The organism is Paraburkholderia sp. AV2 (assembly GCF_054968425.1).
Genome location: NZ_JBANLK010000080.1, coordinates 1 through 19,907, shown reverse-complemented (window position 1 = coordinate 19,907; position 19,907 = coordinate 1). Strand labels below are relative to the sequence as shown.

Below are 19,907 nucleotides of genomic sequence, written 5' to 3'. Positions count from 1 at the left end.
TGCTGCACAACGACCCGGCGACGGGGGTGATGCGCCATGCGGACGCCGGCTACGAGCTGGCGCAGCAGAGCGCGCGCGAAGCGGGCCTGAAGCTGCCGATGCTCGGCCGATGAGCGGCGCGCACGCATTGCAGGAAAACATGGGCCGTGCGTGCGGCCGGCTTCGCGCTTCGGCGCGAAGCCGGGTTCGTGGCATTGTCGCGGATGCGCCGATCCGGCGATCGGTAGAATCGGGAGGCGTGCGAACGAACAGGACTTGCGCGCTATCGCCTCGATCACCGAAGGAGCCACAACCATGCCCCCTCAGCAACGCTTCCTTTCCGAAGCCATTGAACTCGCCTACGCCAACGTGGAGCAGGGCGGCCGGCCCTTCGGCGCAGTGATCGTCAAGGATGGCGAAACTATCGCCACCGGCGTCAACGAGATCCTGCGCACCAACGATCCAACCTCGCATGCGGAACTGAACGCGATCCGCGCTGCCAGCCAGAAACTCGGCTCGCCGAACCTCGCGGGATGCACGGTCTACGCAAGCGGCCACCCATGCCCGATGTGCATCGCCGCGATGCGGATGGCCGGCATCGGCGAGGTCGTCTATGCGTATTCGAACGACGACGCTGCGCCTTACGGGCTATCGACGGCGGCCGTCTACGCCGAACTGGCAAAGCCGTTCGCCGAGCAATCCATGAAGATTCGCTACGAGCCGGTCCGGCCGGCGTCCCGCGCGGATCTCTACGCGGCCTGGAAGGCCCGGCAGGGCGCGTAGCAGCGGGCCGGATCGCAACGCCCGCGATTCGGCAGACGGATTGCCACGCGTCGCCACCCAGCTACCATCCATCCAGAAATCGAATACCTCGCATTCCAATATTTAATTTGTCGATAACGCACGTGTCCGATATGGTGTCGATGTCCAACACCCATCCGCACGGAGCCCGCCGAATGTCGTCGACCCCTTACTACGCACCGCACGGCGGCCACCCCGCCCAGACCGAGTTGCTGACCGATCGCGCCATGTTCACCGAAGCGTACGCGGTCATTCCGAAAGGCGTGATGCGCGACATCGTCACGAGCCATCTGCCGTTCTGGAACAATACCCGCCTCTGGGTACTGGCGCGTCCGTTGTCCGGCTTCGCCGAAACGTTCTCGCAGTACATCATGGAAGTGGGGCCCGGCGGCGGCAGCGAGCGTCCCGAGCTGGACGAGCACGCGGAAGGCGTCCTCTTCGTGGTGGAAGGGGAGATCTCGCTCACGCTCGATGGCGTCGAACACCGGCTCGTTCCGGGTGGGTATGCGTTCATTCCGCCGCGCACGAACTGGGCGTTGCATAACCGTTCCGACGATTGCGCGCGCTTCCACTGGGTTCGCAAGCACTACGAAGCAGTGGACGGTTTGCCGCTGCCCGATCCGTTCGTGAAGAACGAACGCGACGTCGAGCCGATCCCCATGCCTGGTACGGAGGGACGCTGGGTGACGACGCGCTTCGTCGACATCAACGACATGCGTCACGATATGCACGTCAACATCGTCACGTTCGAACCGGGCGGCGTGATCCCGTTCGCGGAAACGCACGTGATGGAGCACGGTCTCTACGTGCTCGAAGGCAAGGCCGTCTACCGGCTGAACCAGGACTGGGTCGAGGTGGAGGCGGGGGACTTCATGTGGCTGCGTGCGTTTTGCCCGCAGGCCTGCTACGCGGGCGGCCCTTCGCGCTTCCGCTATCTGCTCTACAAGGACGTCAACCGCCAGATGAAGCTCACGCTCGGCGCGCCGCAAACGCGCAGGGGGTAGTAGTAAAATGGCCGGATGAAAGGCAACGGAAAAGCGCGCACGCCGCTATTCGATCTGGATCTGCTGAGGGCCATCGTGATGGTGGCCGACTGCGGTACGTTCACGGCGGCAGCGGCACGGCTCCATTCGACCCAGTCGACGGTGAGCCAGAAAGTGCAGCGTCTGGAGGAGATGGCCGGGCACAAGCTGCTCGAACGCGGCAGCCGCGACGCGCGCCCGACCGATGCAGGCGAGACCTTGCTGGCCTACGCCCGGCGCATGCTGGCGCTCAATGACGAAATGATCGAATCCCTCGCGGGCGAGGCGGTGGGGTTGACGGTTCGCCTCGGCGTGCCGGAGGATTTTGTCGGCGGACCGACCACTCAACTACTTGCGACGTTCAATCGCAAGCATCCCCAGGTGAAGCTCGAAGTCACGAGCGGATTGTGCCGCGACCTCGCCAACAGCTACGATCACGGCAATCTGGATCTCGTGCTGCTGAAGCAGCGGCACAACAGCCGTGAGGCGGTGGCCTGCTGGCCCGAGCAACTACGCTGGATCGACAGCGCGAAATATCCCTCGATCCAGCGCGATCCGGTTCCGCTGGTCGCCTTCCCGCCACGCGGGCTGTATCGCGACGACATGACGAACGCGATCGAGGGGCTCGGCCGCCGTTGGCGCATGAGCTTCATCAGTACCAGCCTGAGCGGCATCCAGGCCGCCGTGGCCGACGGGCTCGGCATCAGTTTGCTCCCGGCGCGGGCGGTCACCGCCGACCACGTCGTGTTGACGCCGAAGAGCGGACTGCCTTCCATCGACACCATGGACATCGCGCTGCTTCATCGCCCGACTGCCGATACGGCCGTCACGGAGTTGGCGCGCGCGTTGTCGCGGATGTTTGGAACGCCGCGGCGGTAAGGCTCACGTCAGTCGCACCGTACTTTCTCAGCCTCAGTCTCGTTCGGCACTTTCGCGCGCCATGGCGCCTCGCGCAAAACATCCCCCTGGTAGAACGCGCGAAACCGTTCGAGCTGGCGCAGCGCGTCATCCATGGAAACCCCATCGCTTAGCACGGCACTCGAAAATCCCATGCGTTCCATCTGGAGCAGTTGATCGCCAAGCACGTCGCCGGTCGCGCGCAAATCGCCGCCAAAACCAAGACGACGCCTGATGAGATAGGCCTGACTATAGGCGCGCCCATCGGTGAACGCAGGAAACTGAAGCTCCACGCGCGATGCATGCGCGATGGCATCGGCGTAGGCAAGCGGATCGGCGTCGTTGGCAAGAACCAGTGTGGATGACGAAACATCCGCAGCTTGTTCGAGGGCGCCGAGGAGACGAAGACGCGTCATACGGCACCCTCCGCCGTGGCGCGAACCGTATCGGCGGCCGCCTTGAACGGTTCGAGGCCGATGCGGCGAACCGTTTCGATGAACGTTTCGCAGCGTTCGCCGCGCGGCTCGCGCTGCCTGAGATAAGCGGCAAGCAGGGCGTCGATGACGTCGGGCACTTCCTGCGCCGCGAAAGACGGCCCGATGACCTTGCCGGATCTCGCATCGCCGCTGGCCGCCGACCCGTCGGAGCCGCCGACCGTGATCTGATACCACTCCGCCCCGTCCTTGTCGACGCCCAGTATGCCGATGTGGCCGCTATGGTGGTGGCCGCACGAATTGATGCAGCCGCTGATATGCAGATCGATCGCGCCGATATCGTTCAGTTCGTCGAGATCCTGGTAGCGTTCCATGACGCTTTGCGCGATCGGCAGCGAACGCGCGTTGGCCAGCGCGCAGAAGTCGCCGCCGGGGCAGGAGATCATGTCGGTAAGCAGATGCACGTTCGCGCTCGCGAGGCCGGCTTCCCCGGCGGCACGCCAGAGCGCGAGCAGGTCGTCGGCGTGAACCCACGGCAGCACGACGTTCTGGGTATGCGTGACGCGCGCCTCGCCGGCGGAGAAGCGATCCACGAGATCCGCCACGCGTTCGAGCTGATCGGCGGAGGCGTCGCCTGGCGCCTGCAGCGGGCGCTTGAACGAGAGCGTGACAATGCGCAGCGAAGGCTGCTTGTGGGCGCAGACGTTGCGTTCGAGCCAGCGCCGGAGTTGCGGCGTGCTGGCAGCGGCGGCTTCGAGTTCGGCTGCGGCGGTCGCGCTGGCCGCGCGATTGGCGACCAGCTTCGGCGGTTCGACGAAACAGGCGCTCACGCGTTCGAACTCGGCCTGCGTAATCGTATGCGGGCCGCCGTCGTGGTCGACGATCTGCCGGAACTCCTCCTCGACGTCGTCGAGAAAGCGCTGGCCCTCGGCCTTCACGAGAATCTTGATGCGAGCCTTGTATTTGTTGTCGCGGCGGCCGTACTGGTTATACACGCGCACCACGGCCTCGATGTAGTTCATGATGTGCCGCCACGGCAGGAACTCGCGCAATACCGTGCCGATCACCGGCGTGCGTCCCATGCCCCCGCCCGCGGTCACGCGAAACCCAAGCTCGCCTTGTTCGTTGAGCAGCAGCCGCAGGCCCACATCGTGCCAGTCGGTCGCCGCGCGATCTTCGGCCGCTCCCGTCATGGCGATCTTGAACTTGCGCGGCAGATAGGCGAATTCCGGGTGGAGCGTGGTCCACTGCCGCATGATTTCGGCAAACGGACGCGGGTCCACGATCTCGTCGGGCGCCACGCCCGCGCGCTCGTCGCATGAGATATTGCGGATGCAGTTGCCGCTCGTCTGGATGCCGTGCATGTTCACCGTCGCAAGCAGGTCCATCACGTCGGCGGACCTGGCGAGCGGAATCCAGTTGAACTGAACATTGGTGCGCGTCGTGAAATGCGCATGCTGCGTGGGCAGGCGGACGGTGCCCAGCTTGCGCTGTGCTTCGAGCGCGCGGCGATAGACCTCGGCTTCGGGCTCGTCGTATTCGCGGGCGATGCGCGCGAGCACGCGAAGCTGCTCGCTCGACAACTCGCCGTAGGGCACCGCCACGCGAAGCATGGGCGCGTGGCGCTGGACATACCAGCCGTTTTGCAGGCGCAGCGGGCGAAACGCGTCCTCGCTCAGCTTGCCGCTCTGCCAGCGTTCGAGCTGATCGCGGAACTGCGCGGCGCGGTTGGCCACGAAGGCTTTGTCGAATTCGGTGTAACGATACATGGTGACTGCGAGAGTGCCGGGGGGCCGGAAAAGAGGGATGTCACGACGGTATCGCGTCGGCATCCGGCCCTCAAGCAGCAGATGCAGCAAAAATGAGCGCAGCAGATGATGCGGGCAGCGGTGCTCCGTGGCGCCCGGTTAGCTTCAGCTAGGGGCGCGTACCTGGGGATCGACGAGCAGAGTCCCCAGCGTGCGGATGGCCTCTTCGATGCGCGGCGACCAGGGGTGGCCGTAATTGAGGCGAATGCAGTTTTCGAACGCGTGCGCAGCGGAGAACATGGGGCCTGGTGCGACGCTGATACCGTGCTCGATAGCGAGGCGGTGCAATGCCATGGCGTCGATGGCCTCGGGAAACGTGAGCCAGAGGAAATAGCCGCCTTCCGGGGCCGTCTGCTCCGTGCCGGCGGGCAGCCAGCGCCGGATGGCCTGGGACATGGCCTCGCGGTGGCTCTGCATCGCAAGGCGGATCTTCTTCAGATGGCGCTCGTAGCCGCCGTGCTCCAGATAGTCCGCGATGCCGGCCTGAACGGGGATGCTAGCCGAAAGCGTCGTCATCAGCTTGAGGCGCTGCACGCGCGCGGCGAAGCGCCCGGCGCTTGCCCAGCCGATACGGTAGCCGGGCGCGAGCGTCTTCGAAAACGAGCTGCAGTGCATGACGAGACCGTGACAGTCGAACGCCTTGGCCGGCGGCGGATAGCTGGGCGAGTCGTGCAGTTCGCCGTAGACGTCGTCTTCGATGAGCGGGACGTCGTGTTGCACCAGCAGGTCGACGAGCGCCTGTTTCTTCGCGGCGCTGAGCGTGACCCCGGTCGGGTTCTGGAAATTCGTCATGAACCAGCAGGCGCGGACCGGATGCCTGGCGAGTGCCTCGGCCAGCGCATCGAGATCGAGTCCGGTCACGGTATCCACGGGAATCTCGACCGCGCGCAAGCCCAGGCGCTCGATGGCCTGCAGCGCGCCATAGAAGCCCGGCGACTCGACCGCGACGATGTCGCCCGGCTGCGTCACCGCCATCAGGCAGAGATTCAGCGCTTCGAGCGCCCCATTGGTGACGACGATGTCTTCGGCCGGCTGCGAGATGCCGACGCGCAGATAACGCAGCACGATCTGGCGCCGCAGGTTTTCGTTGCCGGGCGGCAGGTCGACGACCGTGCTCCACGGACTGACGCTGCGCGCCGCCTGGCCCAATGACTTCGCGAGACGCGCCAGCGGAAAGAGCAGGGGGGAAGGGAAGGCCGAGCCAAGCGGCACGATGCCCGGCCGCTTGGCGGCATCGAGCACCGAGAAAACGAGCTCGCTGATATCGACGGTGGCGGATTCGCCTGTCGTGCTGCGCGTTGCCGTTTTGCCGGCTGTGGCCGGCGGGTTGACGAAATAGCCCGACCGCTCCGCTGCGCGCACGAGGCCCCATTGCTCCAGCAGATAGTAAGCGCGCGTCACGGTCGACTGGCTGACGCCGTGCTGGGCAATGAGCTGGCGCAGCGACGGCATGCGCGAGCCGGGCGCGAGATTGCCCGAGCGAATCTCGGCAGCCATGCTTTTGGCGAGGCGTTCGTAGCGGGTCATTCGTTCTCTTTCGATGCAGGGTGGTCGATTCCATACCGCGCGTTCCGGCTCAATTTTCGTACGTCTTGCCGGGCTTGGGAAGCAATCTGCTGCGGCGATTTTCTCGCCGTCTGCTGCTATACGGTGGCGGCCGCGGCGCGCAACATGGCGTCCAGTGCGCATCGAAGTCCGGGTCTGTTCTCCCGGGATGCGCCGGGATTACTGCGCGAGTGCCCGGATCATCACCCTAAACCCGCAGAGCTTGCGGCTCCATGCCTGTAGCGCGGCAAGCGCTTCGCCCCGGTGCACATGTGCCGGGGCATTTTCGCCTCGATGGCCGGGCAGAGTGCCCTGGGGTCGGGCGAAATGGAGAAAACGATGGAATTCTTTCGTCTCGTGCGTATTGTCTTGTGGAGCTTCTTCGGCGTGCGCAAGCGTGCGTCGCACGAAGCCGACTTCGCGAACGTGAAGTTCAGCCTGCTGCCGGTCGTGGCCGTTGGGCTCGCGGCAGTCATTGCCGGCGGCATTCTTGGTGTCGTGCTGCTCGTCGCGCATTCGACAGGCACGGTTCAAGGCTTTTGAGCCCGCACGCCGGCTAGCGGTTCAATGAAGCATTGGCGCGCAGGCGCTCGGTCGCCAGATCGAGAAATGCGCGGACCTTGCGCGTGGGGTGGCGGCCTTCGCGGTGCAGCAGGTGAATTGGCAACGGTGGCGGCTCGTGATCGGCCAGTATGATCCGCAGCTGCCCCGAGTCGAGCTGTTGCGCGATCTGGTATGACAGCACTTGCGTCAGGCCGAACCCGTCGACGGCAGAGGCTATCGCCGAATCGTTGGTCGTAGTCGAGAGCCGCGCGCGCAACTGCGAGCCAACGCGTTGCGAGCCGGACCCGAAGCGCCATTCGGACAGCGACGAGGCTCCCCCCGCCGAGATCAGCACATGTTCGCCGAGTTCGCCTGGTGTCTGCGGCGCACCGTGCCGGGTCAGATATTCGGGCGATGCGCAAACCACGCGCCGCACGCTGCCCACGCGTATTGCCTGCATCGACGAATCGGCGAGTTGCCCGATCCGCACAGCGACGTCGATACCCTCGTCGAGCATATTGACGACGCGGTCGAGAAACCACGAGCGCACGTCGACCTCGTCGTACCTACGCAGATAGTCCAGGACGATGGGCGTCACGTAGATCCTGCCGAACAGCACCGAAGCAGTCAGGGTCAACAGTCCGCGCGGCAGCTGCTGTGCACCGGCGACGGCAAGATTGGCCTCTTCCAGATCGCCGAGGATGCGGCGGCAACTGTCCGCGTAGCCGGCCCCGGCGTCGGTGACGCGGACGATGCGCGTGGTGCGCGTGAGCAAGCGCACGCCGAGATCGTCCTCGAGTTCGCTCACCATGCGCGTAACGACGGACGGCGACACCTGAAGCTTGCGCGCCGCCGAGGCAAAACCCCCGGTGTCGACCACGGAAAGAAACGCGGTCATGGCCTGCAGACGGTCCATAGGGAAGGGTGGCCTGCCTCCCGGCAGACGCTCAGTATCGGATGGCCGCAGTATACAGTCGGGTGACGTCGAACCTGATCGGGGAGGGGCGCTCAAGGCGGGAACCGCCGCGATTACGCGGGTGCGCGGGCGGCCGCGGGGCGTCACAGATCGAGGACAAGCGAGGAGGGGCCGCCGTCCGGATTCGCCGCCGGCACCGCGCAGCAAATCAAGGCCTCGTGCTCGCCTGCGGATGCCGACGGCTGCTGATCCGGATAGGCGACCGCGCCTTCGAGGATGCGTGTGCGGCACGTCCCGCAGTTGCCGCCGCGGCAACTGAATTCCGGGGCAAGACCGCTCGCCTCGGCAAGATCGAGCAGCGTGCCGCCCGCCTCCGGTGTCCAGCGCGCATCCTTCGCCGCGCGGGCAAAGCGAACCGGAACCGCCTGCGCCGCGGGCTGCCGCTGCGGCGCGGCCGGTGCCGACGCCTCGGGCGTGCGCTTGAGCGCGGCGGGACCGAAGGCCTCGGCGTGGATTCTCGAATCGGCGACGTTCAGTCCGCGCAGGCCATCGTAGAGCGACTGCATGAATCCAGCCGGCCCGCACAGGTAGAAGTCGTAATCGTTGAACGGGAGCACCTCGCTCAGCATCGGCATATCGATGTGTCCGATCGCCTGATAATCGATGGCCGACGTCGCGCCGGCCGGGTCGCTGAGCACGTTGACGAGCTTCACGGCGCCGCCCGCTTCGTGGACCAGCGCGCGCAACTCGTCGTCGAATGCGCGCTCCGCTTTCGTCCTTGCCGCGTAGAGGAACCACGTCGGCCGGATGCCGCGCGTGCGCAGCCCCTCGTAGACGAGGTGCCGCAGCATCGCGAGCATGGGCGTGACGCCCACCCCGGCGGCGAGCAGCACCGCAGGCCGGGTCGCGTGCGCATCGATCGTGAAGTTGCCTGCGGGCGCGCGTGCTTCGATCCGGATACCTGGCTTCAGCGTGTCGTGAAGATGGCGCGATACCCGTCCCTCGCGCTTCACACTGATCCGGTACACGCCGTCCGATGGCGCCACCGAAAGCGTGTACGTCCGCAGCGTCGGCTTCGCCTCGCCCGGCAAGATCACACGTATGGGCAAATGCTGTCCCGCCTGATGACGCACGAGGCCCGCATCGTCGGCAGGTTCCAGGTAGAACGAACGAATCGAGCTGCTTTCGTCGGCAATGCGTGCCACCTTGAACGGCCGCCAGGCGTTCGCGAGCGCATTCGCCTTCATACGCTCCGCGGCTTTGGTCCAGTTGCCGGTCAACAGTGCGTTCGGCGAGGCGCCATCGTCCTGCACGGTCCAGCGCAACGGCAACGCCTCGGCACGGTAGACGACGCGTCGAGGCGTAAAGCGCCACAACCGCTCCGCGCCCTGAAAAGCCGCGATTTCCGGGCTGTCGAGCACGACCTCGGCGTGGCCGGTGAGCTGCAGCAGGTCTCCCGTTGCGTAGTCGACAAACACCAGACCGGCGCGCGGATTCACGACGAAATTGCCGAGCGTATTGAAGAAAAGATTGCCGGCGAAGTCGGGTATCGTGAAGACGCCGTGCTCGTCCACTCGCACGAATCCCGGCTTGCCGCCGCGATGCGATACGTCGACCTGGCGGCGGCCATCCTCGCGATCGACATACGAGGCGACAAAAAACGAATCGGCGCGGGAGATGAGATGACGTGCGCGTTCATCGAGTTCGCTGCCGACAACCGGCGCGATGGCGCCGGGTGCCGAAGGATCGCGTACGAAGCTGAAGTCGCGCCGGGTGATGTACTGCGGGCAGTTGCCGTAACTTTGCTCGACCCGCAGATCGAACCCCATCGCGCCGCCGTCCGTCGCGCGCTGCACGGTGCCGTTGAGGCGGTTGCGGCGCCGTGTCGGCAATTCGATGCCGAGCAGGGCCATCGAATCGCCATCGTTCATCCCGGCATCGGCGGGATCGGCGGGATCGCGGCTCAGTTCGACGTGCAGGCGGTACGCGTCGGGGGCGCCCAGGAAGCCCGGCCGGTTCGCGCGCACCGTCGCCCATACGTCGCCGTTCGCGTCCACGGCGCCTAGCACCGCGAACGGCAACTGCGGATAGAACCGCCGATGCTGGTCGATCAGATGATCGCGCACATTGCGGCGGCCGACCGCCTCCATCCGCTCCGCCACGCCCGCCGCCTGTTGCATCGCCAGCTCGCCGGCATGCCACAGCGACGAGGCGGTTGTGCCAGAGGCAACGGGGGACGGTGAGGCGGCGGTGTTCATGATCGAGCGTCCTCGAAGCGGTGCGAGGCAGGCTCCGCGGTCAGGCTCGCAAGCCGATCGGAGTCTGGACGAACGGCACGAAGCGGGGCAGGGACTCCACGCGAGCGAGCCATGCCGCGACGCGCGAGTAGTCGCCAAGATCGACGTTGCCTTCCGGCGCATTCGCGATATAGCTGTACAACGCCACGTCTGCGAGGGTGGGATGGGGCGCCGCGATCCATTCGCGGCCGTCGAGTTCGGCGTCGATCAGCTTCAGAATGGCGTGCGCGCGGGCGATCGCCTCGTCGGCATTGAACGGAGCGCCGACGAGCGTGACGAGACGCGCGGCGCAGAGGCCATACGCAACCTGACCCGCCGCCACGGACAGCCAGCGTTGCACCGCCGCGGCGCCGGCGGGCGTTTCCGGCAGCCAGTCGGTCCGCTGATACTTCTTCGCGAGATAAACCAGGATCGCGTTCGAATCGGGGATCACCGTCTCGCCATCGACGAGCACCGGCACCTGACCGAAGCTATTGATCTGAAGGAACGCCGGCGTCTTGTGCTCTCCGGCCCGAAGGTCGAGCGAAACCAGCTCGTGCTCGACGCCAAGCAGCGAGAGAAACAGTTGCGCGCGATGTGCATGGCCCGATAGCGGCGTGTAATACAGTTTCATTAGGCAGTTCCTGGACTGGGTGGAAAACGTGGCATCAACCACGATGCACTGCAGTCTAGAGAGGTCCCGCCGGGAACTGAATACGGCGCCGCGCGATTTCACTATTGCTGAAACGCGAATGGTGCAGGGGTCATTGCCCGCCGGCCACCCCCTGCAAAAGCATGCGCACGCCGGATAGCGGCGCAACCACGCTCTGCGGCAGCTCGTAGTCCCGCAACAGGATCTCGCCGATGTCCGCGTAATCGATATGCGTCGTGCCGCGCTCGTCTTCCCAGATCACGGCACGCAACGGCAATTCCACCGCGGCGTGGGGATTGGCCTCCATGACCGGCGTGCCGCCCTTGGGATTGCCGAAAAGAAAAAGCCGTGTTGGTCTCAACGTAGTTCCGGCGCTCTCGGCTGCCGCACGTTGATCGATATCCGCGAACAGGGTTAATCCGCGCGACTTCAGCGTTTCGATCAAGCGTGACACGGTGGTCGGAAAATCGTGCTGGCTCGGCAAGGATTGCGTGCGAGCGGGATAGGGAATTTGCGGGGCTTGAGCGGTCATGGTCTGCAATCTCCAGGTCGCGGCGATGTAGATGGATTCACTTTATTTTACATAACATAATAAGTAATCGTCCCGAAAGCTAACTTTAGCTGGCGTTACACCTGTGGGAGCCAAGTCCCACAAGCGTTAGCGGGTAGCGCCAGCAACCGAAAACCCTTGGAAAAAATTTCCAGGGCGTGCATCCAAACGCCACGCGTTTCGGCATCTTTCGCGCTTTCAACGCGCGCAGAAGCGATCACTTCGAGCGGATCGATCCCAAGAATTTCGGCGACCCGAATGCAGGTCTTTTCGTCAAAAACAGAACGCCCCGTCCGGTACCCGCTGATCGTAGAGCGAGTTACGCCGAGCGCTTTCGCTGCCGCGTAGTCGGAGGGGAGATCAAGACGCACTTTGGCTGCGTCGAGCCATTCAATCGTGGTTCTCATTAAAAACCCCTTACAAATCAAGTCAACCCGCCGTCAAGGTTAGTCGAACGCTCGACCGGCTGCAACGTCCGAAAATCTCGTACGTACGAGTAAGTTTGACTAGTGCGAGTAACATCAACTATGATCCGGTCGTCGCCCCGGCAACTGGCCCTCAACCCCGCCAGTGCTGGATTTGCTACCCGGCCGCCGGGGCGATGTTTTTCGAAAACATCGCTCTTGGGGTTGAGCAGGGGAACGCAAAATGCAGATTTCGCAGCAACAATCCGTTACAGCTCTCACGGGGTCGCAACGATTTTCGAGTCGGGCTTGCCGCAGTTCCTCTTTGAAGTCCGTCACGCCGGTCCACCCGGCATCGCTAGGCGGATTCACCATCGAAGGCCCGTTCTACCGCCGCCCATCTCGCCTCGCTCGCGCGCTCGACCGATTTTTCTACTGGCTCGGGGCGTGACGGCTATGCGTGCGTCAACCGCTTTCGGTGAAGTCTGGTCTCGTGTCGAAGATGGCGATATTGGCTACGCGGGCGATATGCACCTGTCTTTCAAGCAGCACGCCGCACCGAGCGTCGCGCACATTCGCGCGACTGCACGAGGCGACGCGGAGCTCGCCCGCATCAAATCCATACTCACCACCACGAAAGCGGCGGACGAAGCAGGGCAGAGCACGGCGTCGCGCGGTCTGAGGGTGACACCTGACGCCTATTGGGCAGCAATCAGCCGAGTCGTGCGGGGCTACGCGTAATGCATGGCACAAACGACGTCTGGGCCGCCGGGCTCGTTGCCCCGTTCCCGCGTCGCTGGCAGGCCAACATGATGCACGAATGGGATCGCCGCCGCGCATCGTTCAACCCGAAGAAAGTTACGGCGGAGAACGACGCGCAGCGGGCCGCCAACGTCGCATTGCGCGATACCGTTGCGAGCTTGATCGGCCATGCGGTAAGCGACGAGCTGCCGCTCGACTCCCAGGACCACGACGTAATCGCACATGCGCAGGCATGTGCCGAACAGGCGCGCGTGCGTCTGCTCACGCTTGAGGCGTGGCAGGAAGCGGGGCGCTGTGCCACGCGGGCCGCCGGCGTCTCGGCGCTTGAGCTCGCCGACGTGGAAGTGCTGGAGGCGCGTGCGCTCCTCGCCGACTTCTGCGACTCGCGCGGCGTGCTGCCGGCCACGGGCCGCATAACGGACGAGGGCGCCGTGCGCCGCATGATCGCGCCGCGATGGTGGACGATGCGGATGCGGCGCGCACACGCTCGCGCAGTCGAAGCGGCCGCGATCGATTTCGGCCTGGTGAACCGCTCACGCGACGCGTACGTGTCTAACGAAGGGCTTGCCGCGCGCGAAGCACAGAACGCCCGCAACGCGCAGATGCTCGAAAGCACGATTGCGCACAACCTCGATACCGATCAGGAATTCACGCTGGCCGAGCTCTCCGCAAAGGGGCCGGCCAACAAGGCAATCCGTCGCGCTGAGCTCATGACACGCATCGCCGGTTTCGAGCGCATCGCGATCGCCTCGGCGCACGCGGGCCTGTTCCTGACGATCACATGCCCGTCGAAAATGCACGCCTTCAAGATGGTCGGCACACGGGCGATTCGCAACCCGCGCCACGACGGCACGAAGCCCGACGAGGCACAGGCGTATCTGCGTGGCGTGTGGGCGCGTATCCGCGCCGCGCTCGCGCGCCGTGACATTGCACTCTACGGGTTCCGTATTGCCGAGCCGCAGCACGACGGCACGCCGCACTGGCATCTGCTCGTGTTCTATTCGCCGCAGCACGATTCGACCGTCGAGTCGATCGTGCGCCGCTACGCGCTCGAAATGGACGGCGACGAGGCGGGCGCGCAGGAGAAGCGCTGCGACTTCAAGCGCATGGACGCCGAGCTTGGCACGGCCGCCGCCTATATCGCGAAGTACGTCGCGAAGAATATCGACGGCTACAAGCTCGACAAAGATCTGATCGGAAACGACGCACTCGAAACGTCGGCGCGCGTGGAAGCGTGGGCCTCGCGCTGGCGCATTCGCCAGTTCCAGCAAATCGGCGGGGCACCAGTCACTGTATGGCGCGAGCTGCGGCGCGTCGAATCGGTACCCGCCGATGCGCCGGCGCACGTTCGTGCCGCGCACAACGCCGTGAACCGCGTCGCAAGTCTCGAAGGGCGGGATAACGCGTCCGTCGCCTGGGATCACTACGTCAACGCCCAGGGCGGCGTGCATTGCGGCCGCAACTACCGCGTACGGCTCGCGACGTTCCGCGATGGCTCGCGCACGGCCTACGGCGAGGAATCCGCCGCGAAGCCGGTCGGCGTCGAGTACTTCGAAGTCGCGAAGGTGCGCGATGCGATCGGCAACTGGATCGACGTGTTGCCGCGGACCGTCACGGTCGACTCGAAGCGCTACCAGTGGGAAGTTGTGCGCGCCGGCTCGCGGGCGAGTGGTTTGGGTTTGGAGCGCGCGCAGCGTGCGCCTCGGACCTGTGTGAATAACTGTACGCGACCGGCCACAGAGCCGGAATTTGATCACCACACGGCCGCGCCGCTCAATGCAGATTTCGACGGCGCGGTCCTGAGTTTCGCCGGGGGCGGCGCAATTCGTACTGACCGGAGACCGGAATGACGACCATGAAAATTGATTGTCCTTGCTGCGGCGGCGATATCGACGCGCGGCACACGGAAGGCCTGTCCGACACCATGCGGCGCATGTACTTCGTTTGCGAGGACTGCGGCTATCGCACGCCGGCGGGCTTCGAAATCCTGTTCTCGCTGTCCGCGTCCGCAAAGCCGCGCGCCGACGTCGCCCTCGAAGTGCGGCCCTCGCCGATGCTTCGCGGCGGCTTCAACGCGCGCACGACGGCGGCGCTCGCGAGGGCGGCATGAGGTTCACCATCAAATGCCCGCACTGCGGCGCGCGCGGCATCGCCAGGTCGATCGAAAAGGAGTCGCCCGTGTCGTGGCTGCTCGACTTCCAGTGCGATGACGTGACGTGCGGCCACACGTACCGCACACGAATCGAAATGTTTCCGCCGGAAACGCCTATCCCACGCCGCGAGCGGCGTGAAACAGTCGCACTTCAATTCGGCGAGTAGCGGCCCGGCTTCAAAGCAATTAGATCGATATCGACGTGATATCGGCCATGCGTTTCAATCCTGCTCGGGGGAGCATTATGAAAACCGTTGTGGTGGCAAATTCGAAGGGCGGCACGGGTAAGTCGACGAGCTCGCTGCAGTTCGCAATCGGGCTGGCACGCGAAGGTGCGCGCGTGTGGCTCGTTGATGGTGATCGGCAGGAAACCAGCGTCACCGCGATTACCATGCGTGCAGAAAGCGGACGGCCGCCGATTGCCGCGTCGGCTTATGCCAACGGCGCCACGCTGCGTGCCCAGGTGCTCCAACAGCGTGACGCCTATGATTTCGTGGTGATCGATGCCGGCGGGCGAGATTCGAGCGCGCTACGCGCCGCGCTTACGGTCTGCGATGCCGTCGTGATTCCGTGCCTGCCCCGTACGTTCGACGTGTGGGCCATGCAGGACATGGTGCAGCTCGTCGACGAGGCACGCGCCGTTCACGACCTGCGGGCCTTCGCATTCTTGAATGCAGCCGACGCCAACGGGTCCGACAATCGCGACGCGGCCGCCGCGATCGCGGAGTTTTCACAGGTTGAGCTGCTTCCGTTCCGTCTCGGCCGCCGCAAGGCCTTCGCGAACGCGAGCGGTGCCGGCCTGCACGTCGAAGAAATGCCTCGACGGGATACGGTAGCCTGCGCGGAAATCGACCGGCTCACGGCCGCCGTGTTCGGCATCTAGATATCGACTAGCGATCGAACAGGCATCGATTCGATATCAAAACGATATCGAATCAATATTGAAGGGGCAGGAATATGGCGATTACGAAACGGCCGTCAGGCGCAGAACGCACGGCGGGCATTGACGATTTCATCGCGCGGGCACCGGACGCGGGCCACGATCGGCCGCAGCCGGCAGAACGGCGCCGAAAGCAGGTGATTAGTCCTGGTATCGATTCGCAGCTACTCAAGCGGTTCGACGCTCTCGCAGACCGTCTGGGGCTCACACGCGCGGCGGCGATCAGTCTTGCGATGGTGCGGCTCATTGAACAGGAGGAGGGCGGTTGATCGTAGCGACGGCCCGTCGTCAGCGATGCGCGATATGCGCCGCGCACATCGCATGAACCTCTCGAACGATCGGCGAGCGGTAGTCCAGAAACCAGCCCGACTTAAGATTGAACAGTTTCAGCAGACCGGCCTCATCTCGTGGAAGGGCCAACCTGCACGAACGACGTTGGCGGTTCACCTAACGACAGCTTGGTCGTGAGAATATATCGCAGACGAGGGAGCCCGCGGAAACCGGGGGCTTTGGTCAGGCAGTCAGGAGAAAATGCGCCGCAATTTATCAAAAAACATCTTCCACAATATTATCGCGCAACGGTCGAGGGTAATAATAGGCATGATTTTATTTAAAAAAACATTTTGGCGAGGAATTTCAATTTCCGCGAAAATTACATTATTGAATCTTGTTTCGCAAACAAGCTTTAATGCGATCGGTCGCACAATTCGATTTGAGAGATTTCCTGATTTAGATTTCTCGGATGATCCGAAAACTGACGAAGTAATTCGGTGCGCCACGCAGGTAATTTGCGGCGTCTCACCGACTGATGAGCAATCGAGTGAAGTTGAGCCGCTTGTTGCGCAACTTTCAGAAAACAAGGTTATTAAAAGATTATTGAATTCCAGAAATGTCGCACTCCTTGAGGCCGATCATCTTATCAGCTTGGCGTCTCAGCCAGATTTTTCAGTGAATCGGGCGGGGAAAAATAAATCTATTAACATATGGTCAATCCTTAAGTTGTGGTGGTATGCCCGAACAATTGCTAGAAGCGCCAGAAAGGCGATCGAAGTAAGGAAGGCTCCAAAAGTTGATGTAACAGGCTCGGATATTGCACAAACAATCACCTTGATTTCAGTCAGTTTGGTGACAGGAGGTTTCTTCTATCAGGTAATTTTCTTTAAAGGACTGGGAATAGATATAACTCGATATCTATCCATTTCTGATTATTTATCTTCCAGTATAGGCACAATATCTCCAGCTGCATTATCCATGGGAATTAATGTGGTAGCGATGTTTTTTGGAGCAATGCGCTACACGCAGTCAAATAAAATGACGCAACAAGTAAGGTTAAAGACTGATCGCTATTTTTTGTGGTTTTCCTTTGCACTCACTACAATTTTGTTGATCATTGAATGGCTTACTAGTCGCCACTTTCCATTCGACGTGCTGCCGATTTTTACGTGGAATCTGGCGCTATTGTACGTGCCGGGGTGGTGTGATGCTTATTTCAAGCGCCCATTCATCATGCTCTTTGTTGCTCTATATGTCATTTATTTTTCTGCAAGCATTTATGCTAAAGCTCAAATGAACGCAATTGCTGTCAGGAACGGAAGTTTTTTTAAAGGTGATGCCGATCGGGTAGAGCTCGACGACAGCGTCAAATTACTGATTCGAGCCGATCAGCTTAGGTTATTGCAGACGACGCCGAATTTTTGCTTTCTGTACGACACAAAGAGCCATAAGGTGTGGATCTTTCCAAAGGAGAAAGTGAAAGCAATTTACGGTGGTGACCTACAAGGCTGACGCACAGCACGCGACGAAAGAAGCGCGGTCCCCCGCCCCGCCTGAGCGCTTCAAAGATGGCCAATTTTGATGCTTGCGCCATCTGGCGGGAGCCCGGCAGCAGCGGAGGTTTCGTGGCGCACGCGCAGGTTGGCAGTTAACGCGTCCTGATGCAAAAAATAGGTTAATTTTCGCAACAATGAAAGCCAGTCGGGAGCGGAGCTCGGGCAATTAGCTTCGATTTCGATCTAGTTGCATCCTATGCCCGCGAATCGGCGGCTGAACCAAATGTCGACCGAAAAAGGCCGGCACATGGAGCACCACTGGCTATACTGTATATATATACAGTGTTTGGACTGAGGAGATGGGGAACGGGCACCGACACCGGCCGCCGCTCACGGCAGCCGAACTTGCGGAGATTTACGACAGCCAGCCGACCCCACAGGTGTTGCGGCTGCTGTGGGAGATTCATCGTCTGCGAGCGACAATCATGCGAGCAGACCAGATCCGCCGCATGATCGGGCCGAAAGTAGGCTCGTCATATGCGCTGGCCGGCGTTTGGGAACTGTTCGAGAAGGAAATGGACGCTGAACCGTGCCTGACCGCCCCCCCAACGACACGCCAAAAGGGGCTGCTTTATCCGGGCGAGACACCAGGCCGTGTGCGCAGGCGCATGCGTAATGGCGAGTGATCCGCGATCAACCTCGCGTCACATATTCCGATGCTTGACGGCATGCCATCAGGCATACAAGTGCAGACAGTCCACTTGGATGGGTGGTCTGAACAGTGCATTTATATGTGACAATACTCAAATGGGATCGCAACGCTTCCGGTGCCCACTGCGGGCCGAGAGCAAAATTTAACAGACTGACTATGACAGCAATCGATAGACTCAGCATCGAGGGGTACAAATCGATCCGGAAGTTGGACGGTTTGTCGCTCGGCAAGCTGAATGTGCTAATCGGTGCGAACGGTGCCGGTAAGAGCAACTTTATCGGCTTCTTCCGGCTGCTTGCTCGATTGATGGCCGGAGAACTGAACTTGTACGTTGCAAAGGCCGGCGGCCCTGACAGCCTCTTGCATTACGGTCGGAAGCGTACGCATGCGCTCGCCGCTGACCTGCGTTTTGCGAACAACGGATATAGGCTGGAACTACAGCCGACGCAAGATAACCGCTTCGTGTTCTCAAAAGAAGAGTTTTATTGGAACTACACAAATAAATTTTATACGCTTGGGGCCGGGCATACAGAAACAGCCTCGACAAGCGGCCGATATGGCACGATGGCAGAATACATCGTGCCGGCGATTACGAGCTGGATCGTCTATCATTTTCACGATACCAGCGATTCAGCTCCGATGAAACAGTCGTGGGCGATCAACGACAATGCCCGATTGCGCCCGGACGGTGCAAATTTGGCTGCCTATTTATATAGGCTTAGCGAAACGTTTCCAGCACACTATCAGCGAATAGTTGATACAGTTCGACTTGTTGCGCCATTCTTTTCGCGGTTCATGCTTCGCCCGAACCCTCTCGACCAGACCTCTATCCAACTAGAGTGGCAGGAGAAGGGAAGTGATTTCCCATTTCTCGCGCATCATTTGTCCGACGGCACACTGCGCTTCATCTGTCTTGCTACGGTGCTCTTGCAGCCAGACGAGTTGATGCCGGCCACCATCTTGGTCGACGAGCCTGAGCTTGGTCTACACCCGTATGCAATTGAACTACTCGCGGCATTAATGCGTCAATGTGTTGATAGAGATCACCAACTAATCGTCTCTACACAATCAGTCGAGTTGCTGAATCAGTTTGACCCCGAGGATGTAATTGTTGTTGACCGAGTAGATGGGCAATCTACCTTCACGCGACCAAACGTGTCGACGCTGGCTACTTGGCTTGAGGAATATTCACTCGGTGAATTGTGGAAGCAAAACGTCTTCGGTGGGAGGCCTCGCTGATGGCGGGTAACAACACACGCGTTAACATCCTCGTTGAAGGGCAAACTGAGGAATCGTTTGTGCGGGATCTTTTAGTCCCTCATCTGGCAGGCTTTAGCGTATGGGCGACAGCGCGGGTAGTCCGGACTAGCAAATACCACAAAGGTGGTGCGGTCAGCTACGTAAAGATCTGTGATCAAGTTAGTCGTTGGTGCTTGGAGGACCAGACAGCCGTTGTTACTACAATGTTTGACGTCTATGGACTGCCGGCAAATTATCCGGGGGTAAATGCGTGGAATAATGCAGGGAATGCGGTAAATCAAGTTGCACTATTAGAAAATACGCTAAAGAATTCAGTTGCGAAGCAGAATTTTTTACCTTATTTGCAATTGCACGAATTCGAAGCCCTTCTGTTTAGCGATCTTGACGCATTTGCGTACTGCGATGTCGATCCAGCCCATATTGTGGGCTGGCGAGTTATCGTCGGAAGTGGTGTATGCGGCGTAGGGAGGAGGCAGGAGAAGGCG

At 61.8% G+C, this 19,907-nt stretch carries 22 protein-coding genes; 14 read left to right on the top strand and 8 right to left on the bottom strand.

Annotation, left to right across the window (positions count from 1 at the left end):
• Nucleotides 1–294 precede the first annotated feature (294 nt).
• The 3 genes from V8683_RS30125 to V8683_RS30115 all read left to right on the top strand — a co-directional run bounded on the left by V8683_RS30125 (nucleotide 295) and on the right by V8683_RS30115 (nucleotide 2,681).
• A complete protein-coding gene (locus tag V8683_RS30125; protein ID WP_411193022.1) occupies nucleotides 295–762 on the top strand; it encodes a nucleoside deaminase in 468 nt (155 codons plus the stop codon).
• A 173-nt stretch (nucleotides 763–935) separates the two neighbouring features.
• Nucleotides 936–1,784 (top strand): bifunctional allantoicase/(S)-ureidoglycine aminohydrolase, encoded by an 849-nt coding sequence (locus V8683_RS30120; protein WP_411193023.1) that lies wholly within the window; start codon nucleotides 936–938, stop codon nucleotides 1,782–1,784.
• Nucleotides 1,785–1,799: 15 nt separating this feature from the next.
• Nucleotides 1,800–2,681, top strand: a complete 882-nt coding sequence (locus V8683_RS30115; RefSeq protein ID WP_411193024.1) for a LysR family transcriptional regulator — start codon at nucleotides 1,800–1,802, stop codon at nucleotides 2,679–2,681.
• Between the two features lie 8 nt (nucleotides 2,682–2,689).
• On the opposite strand, the gene V8683_RS30110 is transcribed toward V8683_RS30115, so the two are convergent.
• The 3 genes from V8683_RS30110 to V8683_RS30100 all read right to left on the bottom strand — a co-directional run bounded on the left by V8683_RS30110 (nucleotide 2,690) and on the right by V8683_RS30100 (nucleotide 6,468).
• The gene (locus tag V8683_RS30110) at nucleotides 2,690–3,115 is read right to left on the bottom strand and encodes a DUF934 domain-containing protein (protein ID WP_411193025.1); all 426 of its coding nucleotides are present in this window, start codon (nucleotides 3,113–3,115) and stop codon (nucleotides 2,690–2,692) included.
• A complete protein-coding gene (locus tag V8683_RS30105; RefSeq protein ID WP_411193026.1) occupies nucleotides 3,112–4,902 on the bottom strand; it encodes a nitrite/sulfite reductase in 1,791 nt (596 codons plus the stop codon). The genes V8683_RS30110 and V8683_RS30105 overlap by 4 nt, the downstream gene beginning before the upstream one ends.
• A gap of 144 nt (nucleotides 4,903–5,046) precedes the next feature.
• Nucleotides 5,047–6,468, bottom strand: a complete 1,422-nt coding sequence (locus tag V8683_RS30100) for an aminotransferase-like domain-containing protein (RefSeq protein WP_411193027.1) — start codon at nucleotides 6,466–6,468, stop codon at nucleotides 5,047–5,049.
• Nucleotides 6,469–6,825: 357 nt separating this feature from the next.
• Here V8683_RS30100 and V8683_RS30095 point away from each other — a divergent pair, with 357 nt between their 5' ends.
• A complete protein-coding gene (locus V8683_RS30095) occupies nucleotides 6,826–7,029 on the top strand; it encodes a DUF2970 domain-containing protein (RefSeq protein WP_411193028.1) in 204 nt (67 codons plus the stop codon).
• 13 nt (nucleotides 7,030–7,042) lie between these two features.
• On the opposite strand, the gene V8683_RS30090 is transcribed toward V8683_RS30095, so the two are convergent.
• The 5 genes from V8683_RS30090 to V8683_RS30070 all read right to left on the bottom strand — a co-directional run bounded on the left by V8683_RS30090 (nucleotide 7,043) and on the right by V8683_RS30070 (nucleotide 11,830).
• Entirely contained in the window at nucleotides 7,043–7,945 is a 903-nt protein-coding gene (locus tag V8683_RS30090; RefSeq protein ID WP_411193029.1) for a LysR family transcriptional regulator, read from the bottom strand.
• 143 nt (nucleotides 7,946–8,088) lie between these two features.
• Nucleotides 8,089–10,203: a 2Fe-2S iron-sulfur cluster-binding protein gene (locus V8683_RS30085; protein WP_411193030.1), complete on the bottom strand. Its 2,115-nt coding sequence runs from the start codon at nucleotides 10,201–10,203 to the stop codon at nucleotides 8,089–8,091.
• Nucleotides 10,204–10,243: 40 nt separating this feature from the next.
• Nucleotides 10,244–10,855, bottom strand: coding sequence for a glutathione S-transferase family protein (locus V8683_RS30080; RefSeq protein ID WP_411193031.1), 612 nt, complete (start codon nucleotides 10,853–10,855; stop codon nucleotides 10,244–10,246).
• Between the two features lie 130 nt (nucleotides 10,856–10,985).
• Nucleotides 10,986–11,405 (bottom strand): DUF302 domain-containing protein, encoded by a 420-nt coding sequence (locus V8683_RS30075; RefSeq protein WP_411193032.1) that lies wholly within the window; start codon nucleotides 11,403–11,405, stop codon nucleotides 10,986–10,988.
• A gap of 95 nt (nucleotides 11,406–11,500) precedes the next feature.
• Entirely contained in the window at nucleotides 11,501–11,830 is a 330-nt protein-coding gene (locus V8683_RS30070; RefSeq protein WP_411193033.1) for a helix-turn-helix domain-containing protein, read from the bottom strand.
• A 453-nt stretch (nucleotides 11,831–12,283) separates the two neighbouring features.
• Between V8683_RS30070 and V8683_RS30065 the strand changes: the two genes are divergently transcribed.
• The 10 genes from V8683_RS30065 to V8683_RS30020 form a co-directional block, all read left to right on the top strand.
• Complete coding sequence (locus V8683_RS30065) at nucleotides 12,284–12,568, top strand: hypothetical protein (protein WP_411193034.1); 285 nt, start codon at nucleotides 12,284–12,286, stop codon at nucleotides 12,566–12,568.
• A complete protein-coding gene (locus tag V8683_RS30060; protein ID WP_411193035.1) occupies nucleotides 12,568–14,439 on the top strand; it encodes a replication endonuclease in 1,872 nt (623 codons plus the stop codon). Before V8683_RS30065 ends, V8683_RS30060 begins: the two co-directional genes overlap by 1 nt.
• Nucleotides 14,436–14,699 (top strand): ogr/Delta-like zinc finger family protein, encoded by a 264-nt coding sequence (locus tag V8683_RS30055; RefSeq protein WP_411193036.1) that lies wholly within the window; start codon nucleotides 14,436–14,438, stop codon nucleotides 14,697–14,699. The genes V8683_RS30060 and V8683_RS30055 overlap by 4 nt, the downstream gene beginning before the upstream one ends.
• Nucleotides 14,696–14,908, top strand: coding sequence for an ogr/Delta-like zinc finger family protein (locus V8683_RS30050; RefSeq protein ID WP_411193037.1), 213 nt, complete (start codon nucleotides 14,696–14,698; stop codon nucleotides 14,906–14,908). Before V8683_RS30055 ends, V8683_RS30050 begins: the two co-directional genes overlap by 4 nt.
• A 47-nt stretch (nucleotides 14,909–14,955) precedes the next feature.
• Entirely contained in the window at nucleotides 14,956–15,624 is a 669-nt protein-coding gene (locus V8683_RS30045; RefSeq protein ID WP_411193038.1) for an AAA family ATPase, read from the top strand.
• Between the two features lie 74 nt (nucleotides 15,625–15,698).
• Nucleotides 15,699–15,950: a hypothetical protein gene (locus V8683_RS30040; protein WP_411193039.1), complete on the top strand. Its 252-nt coding sequence runs from the start codon at nucleotides 15,699–15,701 to the stop codon at nucleotides 15,948–15,950.
• 262 nt (nucleotides 15,951–16,212) lie between these two features.
• Nucleotides 16,213–17,466, top strand: coding sequence for a hypothetical protein (locus V8683_RS30035; RefSeq protein ID WP_411193040.1), 1,254 nt, complete (start codon nucleotides 16,213–16,215; stop codon nucleotides 17,464–17,466).
• 343 nt (nucleotides 17,467–17,809) lie between these two features.
• A complete protein-coding gene (locus V8683_RS30030; protein WP_411193041.1) occupies nucleotides 17,810–18,136 on the top strand; it encodes a hypothetical protein in 327 nt (108 codons plus the stop codon).
• A 182-nt stretch (nucleotides 18,137–18,318) separates the two neighbouring features.
• Entirely contained in the window at nucleotides 18,319–19,401 is a 1,083-nt protein-coding gene (locus tag V8683_RS30025; protein ID WP_411193042.1) for an AAA family ATPase, read from the top strand.
• The coding region (locus tag V8683_RS30020; RefSeq protein ID WP_462880722.1) for a DUF4276 family protein at nucleotides 19,401–19,907 on the top strand (507 nt) is incomplete at its 3' end. The genes V8683_RS30025 and V8683_RS30020, both read left to right, overlap by 1 nt.